At 64.5% G+C, this 12,629-nt stretch carries 10 protein-coding genes; 7 read left to right on the top strand and 3 right to left on the bottom strand.

Features of this window, described 5'->3' with window-relative positions:
* Nucleotides 1-202 precede the first annotated feature (202 nt).
* Nucleotides 203-1,036 carry a class I SAM-dependent methyltransferase gene (locus tag BKG60_RS29675; protein ID WP_070187231.1) on the bottom strand — a complete coding sequence of 278 codons (834 nt, stop codon included), beginning with the start codon at nt 1,034-1,036 and terminating at the stop codon, nt 203-205.
* 156 nt (nt 1,037-1,192) lie between these two features.
* On the opposite strand from BKG60_RS29675, the gene BKG60_RS29670 reads away from it, so the two are divergent.
* The 7 genes from BKG60_RS29670 to BKG60_RS29640 all read left to right on the top strand — a co-directional run bounded on the left by BKG60_RS29670 (nt 1,193) and on the right by BKG60_RS29640 (nt 8,290).
* A complete protein-coding gene (locus tag BKG60_RS29670) occupies nt 1,193-2,671 on the top strand; it encodes an amino acid permease (RefSeq protein ID WP_075910365.1) in 1,479 nt (492 codons plus the stop codon).
* Between the two features lie 224 nt (nt 2,672-2,895).
* Nucleotides 2,896-4,056 carry an alkane 1-monooxygenase gene (locus BKG60_RS29665; protein ID WP_242671659.1) on the top strand — a complete coding sequence of 387 codons (1,161 nt, stop codon included), beginning with the start codon at nt 2,896-2,898 and terminating at the stop codon, nt 4,054-4,056.
* Complete coding sequence (locus BKG60_RS29660) at nt 4,053-4,226, top strand: rubredoxin (RefSeq protein ID WP_075910363.1); 174 nt, start codon at nt 4,053-4,055, stop codon at nt 4,224-4,226. Before BKG60_RS29665 ends, BKG60_RS29660 begins: the two co-directional genes overlap by 4 nt.
* Complete coding sequence (locus tag BKG60_RS29655; RefSeq protein ID WP_070187228.1) at nt 4,223-4,408, top strand: rubredoxin; 186 nt, start codon at nt 4,223-4,225, stop codon at nt 4,406-4,408. The genes BKG60_RS29660 and BKG60_RS29655 overlap by 4 nt, the downstream gene beginning before the upstream one ends.
* A gap of 53 nt (nt 4,409-4,461) precedes the next feature.
* A complete protein-coding gene (gene alkX / locus BKG60_RS29650; protein ID WP_075910362.1) occupies nt 4,462-5,085 on the top strand; it encodes a TetR family transcriptional regulator AlkX in 624 nt (207 codons plus the stop codon).
* Nucleotides 5,086-5,223: 138 nt separating this feature from the next.
* Nucleotides 5,224-6,684 carry an adenosylhomocysteinase gene (gene ahcY, locus BKG60_RS29645; protein ID WP_075910361.1) on the top strand — a complete coding sequence of 487 codons (1,461 nt, stop codon included), beginning with the start codon at nt 5,224-5,226 and terminating at the stop codon, nt 6,682-6,684.
* A gap of 298 nt (nt 6,685-6,982) precedes the next feature.
* Nucleotides 6,983-8,290 carry a lipase family protein gene (locus tag BKG60_RS29640; RefSeq protein WP_083650377.1) on the top strand — a complete coding sequence of 436 codons (1,308 nt, stop codon included), beginning with the start codon at nt 6,983-6,985 and terminating at the stop codon, nt 8,288-8,290.
* Nucleotides 8,291-8,354: 64 nt separating this feature from the next.
* On the opposite strand, the gene gjpA is transcribed toward BKG60_RS29640, so the two are convergent.
* Together gjpA and BKG60_RS29630 are read right to left on the bottom strand one after the other, a co-directional pair.
* Nucleotides 8,355-10,109, bottom strand: coding sequence for an outer membrane porin GjpA (gene gjpA, locus BKG60_RS29635; RefSeq protein WP_131827540.1), 1,755 nt, complete (start codon nt 10,107-10,109; stop codon nt 8,355-8,357).
* A gap of 600 nt (nt 10,110-10,709) precedes the next feature.
* Entirely contained in the window at nt 10,710-12,560 is a 1,851-nt protein-coding gene (locus BKG60_RS29630; protein WP_075910359.1) for a fatty acyl-AMP ligase, read from the bottom strand.
* Nucleotides 12,561-12,629: the final 69 nt, after the last annotated feature.

Below are 12,629 nucleotides of genomic sequence, written 5' to 3'. Positions count from 1 at the left end.
GGCGACCATCGCCATCAACGGCGCCACCCAGACCTTCCCACCGCAAATCCTGGCAGCCCAACAAGAAATCCTGACCACCCTCGGCATCCCAAAACCGGGGCACTAAGCCAAATGTCCTAACTCAGGTCTGATCCACACGACACACGCGAGGAATGGACGGCAAGCGTCGCCGGTCAGGGGTTTCAGGCTGCGGGTTTCGGCTTCAGGACGGCTTGTGGAACGTGTAGACCCGGTACTGAATGAAGCCGAGTTTGGACAGCCACTTCATCCACCGGGTACCCACCATCAGCACCTTCTGGGCATCTGCTGATCCTTGCTCGCGGCAGAACTTGAGGATGAACGGATACGTCGGCAATGTGTTCTTTCGGATATTGCGATTCGCTTCGAGCTCTAAGCCCGCACGTTTGCCCATGGATTTGTAGCCCCGCAGGGGGACACTCCCGAGCGTTCCGTAGGACTTCGCAATCTGTGTGCGTATCGCCATCCAGAACGGCGTTTTGCCGAAGAACGCCAGCGTCGGGACGAAGTCGGACACCGCCAGATAGCCGCCTGGCTTGAGCACTCGCGCCGCTTCGGCGAGGAACTTTTCACGGGACGGAAAATGGAATATGCATTCGACCGCCAGCACCCGGTCGAACGAGTTGTCCTCGAACGGCAGCCGGCAGGCGTCGGCCTCGACCCAGCCGACCTGGTTGCCGTTGGCCGGAACAGTCTGGGCCTCGGCGGCCGCGAGCTGGCGCGCGTCGATGTTCAGGCCCGTGAGGTCCATGTTGGAGTAGCTGTCATTGATCTGCTCGATGGTCCCGCCGAAACCGCAGCCGGCGTCGAGCAACTTCTGCCCGTCAGAAACCTTCGCAGCCTCGAGCAACACCACGTTCATCTGCTCCATGGCGGCGACGTAGTCAGCCGGCGTGCCATCAGCGGTGCTGGGGTCCATCCAATAGCCCCAGTGCACCTGGTTCTTCCACAGCTGGCCGCTTTCACCACCGTCCTGCCGTTCATCAATCAGCAGGTCAAAGTAGGGGAGCTCGGCCACGCGCGAACGGTATCACGATCAGGGCCAAGTGTGACGTAGGCCCCATTCTTGCTTCGAGGGCACAGTTGGGCGGCAGTTTGAGAGTCCTGCCCGCCTGGCCATCGTGGTGATGGGAACATGGCGTGATCCCGGCCGCGACGAGAGGCGTCACCACCTATGTCTGCCCTTCGGCGAACGAAGTCTGTCGAACAGTCGATTGCCGACACCGATGAGCCCTCGACTCGGCTCCGCAAGAACCTCACCTGGTGGGACCTCACGGTTTTCGGGGTGTCGGTGGTGATCGGTGCCGGCATCTTCACCATCACCGCCTCCACCGCAGGCAACTTGACCGGGCCTGCGATCTCGATCGCCTTCGTCATCGCGGCGGTGGCGTGCGGTTTGGCCGCCTTGTGTTATGCGGAGTTCGCCTCGACCGTGCCCGTCGCCGGTAGCGCCTACACGTTCTCCTATGCCACGTTCGGTGAGTTCGCGGCATGGATCATCGGGTGGGATCTGATCCTGGAGTTCGCCGTCGCATCCGCGGTGGTGGCCAAGGGGTGGTCGAGTTACCTCGGAACGGTGTTCGGGTTCGGCGGCGGCATAGCCGATTTCGGAGGTCTGCAGGTCGACTGGGGTGCGCTGGTGATCATCGTGTTCGTGACGATCCTGCTGGCGATCGGCACCAAGATCTCGGCGCTGTTCAGCCTGCTGATCACGGCTGTCAAGGTCGGGGTGGTGTTGTTGGTGGTGGTCGTCGGGGCGTTCTACATCGACGTCGCCAACTACACCCCGTTCATCCCGCCCAACCAGGCCGGTGCGAGTGCGAGCGGGGCCGACCAGTCGTTGTTCTCATTGTTGACCGGGGCCGCGGGCAGCCATTATGGCTGGTACGGCGTGCTGGCCGGGGCCTCGATCGTGTTCTTCGCATTTATCGGGTTCGACGTGGTGGCCACGACGGCCGAGGAGACGCGTGATCCGCAGCGCGATGTGCCGCGCGGCATCCTGGCCTCGCTCGGCATCGTCACAGTGCTGTATGTCGCGGTGTCGGTGGTGCTCTCGGGCATGGTGTCCTACACCGTGCTGCGGGATGTGCCGGACGGCCACGCCAACCTGGCCACCGCCTTCGATGCCAACGGTGTGCACTGGGCGGCGAAGGTGATCTCGGTGGGAGCGCTGGCGGGCCTCACCACGGTGGTGATCGTGCTGATGCTCGGGCAGACCCGGGTGTTGTTCGCGATGTCGCGCGACGGGCTGCTGCCCCGCAAACTGGCTGTCACCGGCAGCCACGGGACACCGGTCCGGATCACCTTGATCGTGGGTGTGCTGGTGGCGATCGCTGCGTCGGTGTTCCCGATGGGGCGCCTGGAAGAGATGGTCAACATCGGCACGTTGTTCGCCTTCGTATTGGTCTCGGCCGGCGTGATCGTGCTCCGCCGGACCCGACCCGACCTGCGGCGTGGATTCCGCGTGCCGTGGGTGCCGCTGCTGCCGATCGCCGCGATCCTTTCCTGCCTGTGGTTGATGCTCAACCTGACCGGGTTGACGTGGATCCGATTCTTGCTCTGGATGGCGATCGGCGTGGTGGTGTATCTGGCGTATGGCCGGCGTCATTCTGTGCTCGGCAGGTCGGCGGCTGCGGCGCAACAGCTGTCCTGACGCCGGCGCGAAACAGTTTTTCACCGTCGTTGACCTCGCGCACTCCAGTTCGCTTTACAAACGATGGTCAAATGTCTAGACAGGCGACATGTATGGGCATATAGTCAAGTCATTGCAGTGATAGCACTCACAAAAGGAGGCTCATCGTGGTGGCCGAACTCTCGGACGGACCGGACGTCGCCGGCGTCGGGCAATGGCGGGACAAGAAGCGGCATCTGTGGCTCATGGGGCTGATCGCGCCGACGGCGATCTTTGTGATGCTGCCGTTGGTCTGGGCGCTCAACCAGGCCGGCTGGCACGTCGCTGCGCAGGTCCCGCTGTGGATCGGTCCGATCCTGCTGTATGTCCTGCTGCCGCTGCTGGATCTGCGGTTCGGACCCGACGGCCAGAACCCGCCCGATGAGGTGATGGAACAACTGGAGAACGACAAGTACTACCGGTACTGCACCTACGTCTACATCCCGTTCCAGTACGCGAGCGTGATCATGGGCGCCTACCTGTTCACCGCATCCGACCTCAGCTGGCTCGGATTCGACGGCGGGCTGGGCTGGCCGGCCAAGATCGGGATCGCGCTGTCGGTCGGTGTGCTCGGCGGCGTCGGCATCAACACCGCGCACGAGATGGGGCACAAGCGCGACTCGCTGGAGCGCTGGCTGTCCAAGATCACGCTGGCCCAGACCTGGTACGGCCACTTCTACATCGAGCACAATCGCGGGCACCACGTCCGGGTAGCCACGCCCGAGGATCCCGCTTCGGCCCGCTTCGGTGAGACCTTCTGGGAGTTCCTGCCGCGCAGCGTGTTCGGCAGCCTGAAGTCCTCGTGGGAACTGGAAGCCCAGCGGCTGCGCCGGCAGGACAAGTCGCCGTGGCATCCGTCCAACGATGTGCTCAACGCGTGGGCGATGTCGATCGTCTTCTGGGGCGCGCTGATCGCGATCTTCGGCGTCGGCGTGATCCCCTTCATGCTGATCCAGGCGATCTACGGCTTCAGCCTGCTGGAGTCGGTGAACTACCTGGAGCACTACGGGTTGCTGCGGCAGAAGACTTCCAGTGGTCGCTACGAGCGGTGCGCCCCCGTGCACAGCTGGAACTCCGACCACATCGTGACCAACTTGTTCCTGTATCACCTGCAGCGGCACAGCGATCACCACGCCAATCCGACACGCCGCTACCAGACGCTGCGCAGCATCGACGGCGCACCCAATCTGCCCAGCGGGTACGCGTCGCTGATCGGGCTCACCTATCTGCCGCCGTTGTGGCGCAAGGTGATGGATCACCGCGTGCTGGAGCACTACGACGGTGACGTCACCAAGGTCAACATCCAGCCGCGGTTACGCGAGAAGGTGCTCGCCCGCTACGGCGCCGGTGAAGGGGTTGAAGCATGAGCGCCTACCAGTGTCCCGGATGTGGCTACGTCTACGACGAGGCCAAAGGCGCCCCGCGCGAAGGCTTTCCGGCTGGAACTCCGTGGGACGGCGTCCCCGATGACTGGTGCTGCCCGGATTGCGCGGTGCGAGAAAAGGTTGATTTCGAACCGATGGGAGTGAAGCAATGACCGAGCCGTACAAGCTCTACGTCTGCGTTCAGTGCGGATTCGAGTACGACGAAGCCAAGGGCTGGCCCGAGGACGGCATCGCCGCGGGCACGCGCTGGGACGACATCCCCGAGGACTGGAGCTGCCCGGATTGTGGTGCCGCGAAGGCCGATTTCGACATGGTCGAGGTCGCGCGGCCTTGACGGCTTCGTGCGACGCGCTCGAAAGCGGGCCGGAAAGCGATATTGTCGCCCGTGTGAGTCGGCCGCGAGAAAAGCAGCGCATTCCGTATGCGGAAGCGTCGCGAGTACTGCTGCGGGATTCGATCCTCGACGGCATGCGCGAACTGCTGCTGACCCGCGACTGGTCGGCCATCACGCTGTCGCACGTGGCGCAGGTCGCCGGGATCAGCCGTCAGACGATCTACAACGAGTTCGGTTCGCGCCAGGGCTTGGCCGAGGGATATGCCATGCGCCTGGCGGACCGCCTCGTCGACGCGGTCGACGAGGCCATCAACAACAACGTCGGCGAGGTGCATGCGGCGTTTCTGGAGGGCTTCCGGGCGTTCTTCCTTGAGTCGGCCGCCGATCCACTGGTGATCTCGTTGCTCACCGGCGCCTCCAAGCCCGACCTGCTGCAGATCATCACCACCGGTAGCGGGCCGATCATCTCCCGCTGCTCGCAGCGGCTGACGGGAACTTTCCAGAACAGCTGGATGAAGGCCAGTGACGAGGACGCCGGGGTGCTGGCCCGCGCGATCGTGCGGCTGGCGATGAGTTACGTGTCGATGCCGCCCGAAGCCGACCACGATGTGGCCGGTGACCTGGCCCGACTGATGACGCCCTTCGCCGAGCGCTACGGTGTCATAGATACCCCGTAGCTGTCAGAGCGCCGCCGCTGTCACAAAACGCATGAGCGCCTGTCCCGCGAGCCCGCAGGCTAGAGGTATCTGCATGTGGCGTTGCCTTGTGGCGCACCCATGCGCCGGCAAGCAATCACGAATGAAAGAGGGCTCTACATGACCGAACTGAAGGCCGACAGCCGCAACGGCATCGACTTCAAGGTGGCCGACCTGTCGCTGGCCGATTTCGGCCGCAAGGAGATTCGCCTGGCCGAACACGAGATGCCAGGCTTGATGGCGTTGCGTCGTGAGTACCACGACGTGCAGCCGCTCAAGGGAGCACGCATCTCCGGCTCGCTGCACATGACCGTGCAGACCGCGGTGCTGATCGAGACGCTGGTGGCTCTCGGTGCCGAGGTCCGCTGGGCCTCCTGCAACATCTTCTCCACCCAGGATCACGCCGCTGCGGCCGTCGTCGTCGGCCCGAACGGCACCCCCGAAGAGCCCAAGGGCACCCCGGTCTTCGCCTGGAAGGGCGAGACGCTGGAGGAGTACTGGTGGGCCGCCGAGCAGATGCTCACCTGGGACGGCGAGCCCGCGAACATGATCCTCGACGACGGCGGCGACGCCACGATGATGGTGCTGCGCGGCGCGGAGTACGAGAAGGCCGGTGTCGTGCCGCCTGCCGAAGAAGACGACTCGGCTGAGTGGAAGGTCTTCCTCGGCGTGCTGCGTGCGCGTTTCGAGGCGGAGAAGGACAAGTGGACCAAGATCGCCGAGTCGGTCAAGGGCGTCACCGAGGAGACCACGACCGGCGTGCTGCGGCTGTACCAGTTCGCCGCCGCGGGTGAGCTCGCGTTCCCGGCCATCAACGTCAACGACTCGGTCACCAAGAGCAAGTTCGACAACAAGTACGGCACCCGGCACTCGCTGGTCGACGGCATCAACCGTGGCACCGACGCGCTGATCGGCGGCAAGAAGGTGCTGATCTGCGGCTACGGCGACGTGGGCAAGGGCTGTGCCGAGTCGCTGGCCGGCCAGGGCGCGCGCGTGCAGGTCACCGAGGTCGACCCGATCAACGCCCTGCAGGCGCTGATGGACGGTTACGACGTGGTGACCGTCGAAGAGGCGATCGGCAACGCCGACATCGTGGTGACCGCGACCGGCAACTTCGACATCATCCTGCTCGAGCACATGAAGGCCATGAAGGACCACGCGATCCTGGGCAACATCGGCCACTTCGACAACGAGATCGACATGGCGGCGCTGGAGAAGTCGGGCGCGGTGCGGCTGAACATCAAGCCGCAGGTCGACCAGTGGACCTTCGGGGACACCGGCAAGTCGATCATCGTGCTGAGCGAGGGCCGGCTGCTCAACCTCGGAAACGCCACGGGACACCCGTCATTCGTGATGAGCAACAGCTTCTCGAACCAGGTGATCGCCCAGATCGAGCTGTGGACCAAGAACGACGAGTACGACAACGAGGTCTACCGCCTGGCCAAGCACCTCGATGAGAAGGTGGCGCGCATCCACGTCGAGGCACTCGGCGGCACGCTGACCAAGCTCACCAAGGAGCAGGCCGAGTACATCGGCGTCGACGTCGAAGGTCCGTACAAGCCGGAGCACTACCGCTACTGAGTTCCTTTTCTGCGCGAGCGCACACGGAATCGCCCATTTCCTCACGGATTTGGGCGATTTTGTGTCTGCAGGGCAGGTGTCAGGAGACCTGGTCGGCCATGGTCCGCGCCATTTCGGAGGCCTCGACGACAACGGTGGATTTCACGATCGTCGCAGACGACCAGGCTCATCAGGGGAGCCGAACTTCGGCAGTCTCAGCTGTTGTCGACTGCAGCTCGCCAGATCCGCCGCAACGAGCGGGGACCAATCATGGCGGTATCTGACAAATGTCAGGTTCTGCCTGTTATTGTTCCGCCTCGTGGGTCGGGTCTGGGGGATTCTGTGTGTCTTGTTGCTGCTCGGATGTATCGGCATTGCGCCGGCGCGCGCCGACGATCCGACGATCGACAACCATGACCCGATCTTCAATGAGGATGAGTACCAGGCGTTCTACACGCCGCCCGACCCGTTGCCCGGCTCGCCGGGGGACCTGATCAAGTCCGAGCCGTCACGGCTCGTGCTGGAGCCGTCCGGCGAACTCGGTGCCATCGTCGCCGACGGAACGCGAATCATGTACCGCAGCACCGATGCTCGCGGCAATCCGATGGCGGTGACCGGAACCTATTTCGAGCCGCACAACAACTGGCCGGGCAAGGGCCCCCGGCCGTTGATCGTCTACGGCCCGGGCACCCAGGGGCAGGGGGACCAATGTGCACCGTCGCGGCAGTTCAATCAGGGTATCCACTGGTCGCCGTGGCTGGACGTCACGTTCAACTACGAGGCGATGTTCGTCGCGACCATGGTGGCGCGCGGGTTCGCCATCGTGATGACCGACTACCAAGGCCTCGGCACGCCCGGACTGCACACGTATGTGAACCGGGTTGCCGAGGGCAATGCCATGCTCGACGCCGGCCGGGCAGCGATGAAGCTTCCCGGCACCTCACTGGATCCCCATGGGCCGGTCGCCTTTTGGGGCTACTCGCAGGGCGGTGGCGCGGCGGCGTCGGCGGCGGAGCTGGCGTCATCGTACGCGCCGGATCTACACGTCGTGGGCACCTATGCGGGTGCCCCGCCTGCCGACCTGAAGGAGCTGTTCCCCTACGCCGACGGCAGTGCACTGGTCGGCGTGGTCGGGTATGCGCTCAACTCCGTCATCACCAGCTATCCGGAATTCGAGGATCTGATCCGCTCGAAGCTCACGCCGCGCGGGGCGGATCTGCTGCACAAGGTGCAGGATCAGTGCATCGCCGAGACGATCACGAAGTTCATGTTCCGGCACCTGCAGCCCTACTTCAACGTCGACATCTATCAAGCGGTGAACGAAGAGCCGTTCAGCACGCTGTTCGACATGCAGAAGATCGGGAAGTACAAACCGAATGCACCGGTGATGATTCTCAGCAACCGGTATGACCCGTTGGTGCCGTGGACCGCGGCCAACCAACTCGGGCGGGATTGGTGCGACAAGGGCGCCGATGTCCAGTTCTGGACGAACGAAGAGCCGCCGTTTCTGAACAAGCTGGTGATCAACCACGCGTTGCCGATGCTCGTCGACGGGGAGCGTGGCATGCAGTGGATTGCCGACCGCTTCAACGGATTACCGACCACGCCCAACTGCGGAGAGTTCTAGGACATCAGGCCGACACGCGATGAGCCCCTCCAAAGAGGGGCCCACCGTCGTGACATTGGCTCGGTCAGTCCTTGTTCTTGTGCTTGTTCTTGTTCTTGGTGGAGCTGTCCTTCGCTTTCGGCTTCGCCGTCTTGGCCTTGGCCGAGCTGCCGGAACCGCTTGTCGCGGAGCTGGACGTGCTTGAGCCCGAACTCGTTGAACTGGAAGCGGGTTGGCCCTTCGTCCGGTTGTTGGATCCACTGAGTCCGTCGCGGGCGTTCTTGACTGCGTCCCGAATGCCCTGGGCGACCTTGCGCTGGCTCTTGCCGAACGATGCGTCGGGTCGGGTGGTCGGTGCCTTCGGCAGCACGTCGAGCTTCGGCGGCGTTGTCGTACTGGCCTTTTCGGTCGCATCGACGGCCGGGGTCGTGGTGAGCTTCTCGGTCGCAGCTGCAGCTTCCGGAGCCGGGACGGCCACCGCCACCGTCTTGTTCGCGGTGGTGTGGGTCAGCTCGGTGGCCGCGGCGACCTTGTCGGCCGGCGTGGTGTCCGCGGTGGTGGCCTCAGCAGTGTCGGTGTCGGCAGCCTTGTCTGCGACAGTCTCGGTACCGGCGTCTGTGCCTTGCAGCTTCTTGAAGATGTCGTTGACGGCGGCGGCCTTGAGCGCCTCTCGAAGCTTTGTGACACCGGCGGTTTCGGCCATATCGCTGAAGACGTCGCCAGTTGTAAGCGGATGAAGTCCGAACAGCGGGGGCTTGGGGGCAGGCGCATTCCCCTTGCCGTCCCAGTCGTCCCAGCCGCTGCCGAGTAGCACGCCGACCGTCTGCGACAGGCCCTGCAGCGCGCCGATCGGACCGACCGCCTCGCCATCGAGCGAGATGCCGAGGCCGCCGAGTTCGACGTCCATGCCGATGCTGTTGAAGATCGAGCCGCCGACCGACGGGATCTCCACGACATTGCCCTCGTCATCGGTGTACTCGTACGTGCTCCGATCGGTCGAGCCTGGGGTGAGCAGACCGCCGAACGCGACGTTGAGGCCTGCGATGCTGACACTGTCCTTGATCAGGCCTGCGTCGTTGATCATCGGTGCCAATGCGTCGAGGTTGAGATTGGCTCCGTTGAGGAACGCGTCGGCCATGCCGGCCGGTACTCCCAACAGGCTGGAGAGTGCGGCCGACGAGTCGCCGGCCAGCAGGGCAGTCGAAATCGCCATGGCACTGTTGAGCAGTGCCACCGCCGGGCTGACCGCCGGACCGGCGAATCCGATCAGAACACCGCTCAGCGGTGAGGCCAGAACATCCATGACCGCCGAGAACGTTTCGGCATCGACACCTTCGGCCAGGAAACTGGGGAACATGTCGAGGCCCATGCCGTGCAAGCCGCCCAGGGTGTGCTTGAGCACCGCGTCCCTGGTGTCCTCATCCGCACCGATCAGGGTGAGACCCGTGATCACCTTCATCGCGTTCGCGGCGAACTGTTGCGATACCGCCTCGAAGGTGGACGGATCATCGAACAGCTGCTTGGCATAACCGATCTGGTTGGCAATTGCCTGCTGAAGGCCGACACCCGGGGCCAACAGGAAGTTGTCGCCGAGAACCGTGCCGTTGGCGATGGCAGTGTCGAACGCGGCCTGCACGGGAGCGAAAGGATCCCAGCCCGCCGTGAGTCGCACGGCGTCGGCGTGAACGTCGTGCTGGGCGCCGGCGGCGACCGGGGAGATTCCCGGGGCGGCGGCAATCATCCCGGCGGTGGCGACAACGACACCGGCTGCGGTGAGCCAATGACGGGTTACTACTTGCTTTGCGCCCACAGCGGTGTGGGGCTGAGCAACGAGATGCACGGCATCTCCTTTCGCGTCTGTAAATAATCGGACAGACCATAGCCCAACCAAGTAGTTGCTTGTGCAAATTCGGGGCAATCTACCTAGGGGGTATAAGGGTCGGTCTGATCGAGCAACGTGGCACTGCGGGAGAAGTCGCTGTCAGCCGGGCTCGAACCAGATTTGGGCTAATAATTAGACATTTTCTCATCTCGTGGCAGGCGCCCGCGGAGGACCGGGGCGCGCGGGGGCAAGAACCGATTCGGGGCGGCGGCGGATTCTTGCCGACGGACCACGGGTGGGCCGTCCACGAAAGCTGGTGGTGTCTGCTAAAAAGTCCTGTGAGACAACACAGCTCAATAGGGCCATGCCGGTGTAGACCCACTGTCGGCTCGTGGCGCAACCGGCTGGGACTCGGGGCTGCGAGGGTCAGTGGTAGCGAGCAGACTCAACGCCCCGCTGCTCGGCAGGTGTGGGCACACGCTCATTCATCGGGGGACGTGTGGCGCGGTGCGGCTCGCGTCACCGGCGGTGCAGGCGCATGCGGACCGGGGTGTCACACGCCTGCAGTTGCCAGCGGAGCGAACCTCGGCAGGCAAACAAATCTGATGAGATTCTGGGCTAGTTCTGGCTCGCGGCGCGCTGCTGGCGGGCTGCCTCCGCCTTGATCAGCTCGGCGATATGCGTCGCGGCCTCGAGCTCGCGGGCCTTGGCCAGGTCGTCGAGAGCCGAGGGCGCCAGCGAGTGCGCCACGGGTGTGATCTCGCCGGCGAGCAACTGTTGCCGGCACTGACTGCGCTGGATCTTGCCGCTCGACGTTGTCGGAATCGACAGATGCTGCACCAGCAGAACCGAGTTCGGCTCGACGCTGTAGCGCTCGGTCACGGCGGTGCGGATTGTCTGGGCCACCTGGGCCAGGTCGGTGAGGTCATCGCGATCGCCGGCCACCTCCTGCACCACCACCAGCTGTTCGACCGCACCAAGGCCGGGCGTGATCGCGAACACCGCGCCGCGGCCGGAAACCAGGGTCGGATGGCAGTCCTGCACCGTCCGCTCGATGTCGTTGGGGTAGTAGTTGCCGCCGCGGATGACGACGAGATCTTTGCAGCGTCCGGTGATGAACAACTCGCCCGAACGCAGGAACCCCAGATCGCCGGTGCGCAGGAACGGGCCGCCGGAGGCGTCGGGCAGAACCGCTGCGAACGTCTGCGCAGTCTCATCCGGCCGGGCCCAATAGCCCCATCCGACGCTGGGGCCGGCGATCCAGATCTCACCGACTTCGTCTGCGCCACAAGGCAGGTGGGTCAGCGGATCCACGATGACCACCTCTTGGCCGCCCCGGGGCCGACCGCACCCCACCAGTGCCACGGCAGACGGATGCCCGGGCTCGGCGTGGACGACGCGGTCCGCTTGTAGGCCGGTGCGGTCGACGTGCGCGACGACCGGCCGTGCGGCGTCCGACCCGCCGGACACCAGCAGGGTTGCCTCGGCGAGCCCGTAGACCGGACATAACGCCTCCGGACGGAACCCCGCCGGTGCGAACGCCTCGGCGAACTTCTCCAGCGTGGCGGCCTGAACCGGCTCGGCACCGTTCATCGCCATGGCCAGACTCGACAGGTCGAGCGCCGCGCGCTGTTCTGCGGTGCTCTCTTCTACACATCGGTCGTAGGCGAAGTTCGGTGCGGCAGTGAAGGTCGCGCGATGCCGGGATATCGCCTCCAGCCAGCCCATCGGGCGTTTGACGAAGGACGACGGTGACATCAGATGGGTGGTGCACCCGACGTAGAGCATCGACAGGATCCCGCCGATCAGGCCCATGTCGTGATGCGACGGCAGCCAGAACACGCTGATCGCGGTGTCGTCGCCGTGCCACACCTGGCGAACCGATTCCATGTTGTGCAGCAGGTTGCGGTGCGTCAGTGCGACGCCCTTCGGCGTCGTGGTCGAGCCAGATGTGTACTGCACCATGGCGGTTGCGTCCGGGTCGAGATCGGGTGCCACCCAGCTGTCAGCTCGCCGGGCGGCGTCCTCGTCCTCGTCGGCACGGATCCAGCACAGGTCGCGGCCCTCGGCCAGCTCGTCGATCGCGGCCTTGACTTTCGCCTGGGTCTCGGCGGTGGCCACCGCGAAGCGGGCGTGCGCGTCGGGCACCACCGCGGACAGCCGCGGCGCCAGTCGTTCGTGCACGGGTACCGCGACTGCGCCTGCGTAGATGCAGCCGAAGAAACCGGCGATGGAGTCCAGGCCGGGCCGGCACAAGACCAGGACGCGCTCACCGGCAGCGCCCGATCGTTGCAGCGTGGACGCGATTGCCCGGGCCCGGCGATCCAGTTCGCGATAGCTCAGCTGGGTGCGGTTCTCGTCGTCGCCGTGATAGGAGAAGCTGAACGCAACCTTGTCTTGATGCGTCGCGGCCCTCTGTTGCAGCAGGTCGAGCAGGGTAGCTGCGGCGAGCGTCGTGTCCTGGTACATCCGCTACCTCATCCTTCGGCGATTCCTGGGATCAGGAGACCGTACCGGACGCAAAAATAAGCATGGCTA

It is taken from the genome of Mycobacterium syngnathidarum, assembly GCF_001942625.1.
GTDB lineage: Bacteria > Actinomycetota > Actinomycetes > Mycobacteriales > Mycobacteriaceae > Mycobacterium > Mycobacterium syngnathidarum.
The sequence above is the reverse complement of the archived record's forward strand: the minus strand, read 5'-3'. Positions and strand labels throughout refer to the sequence as shown.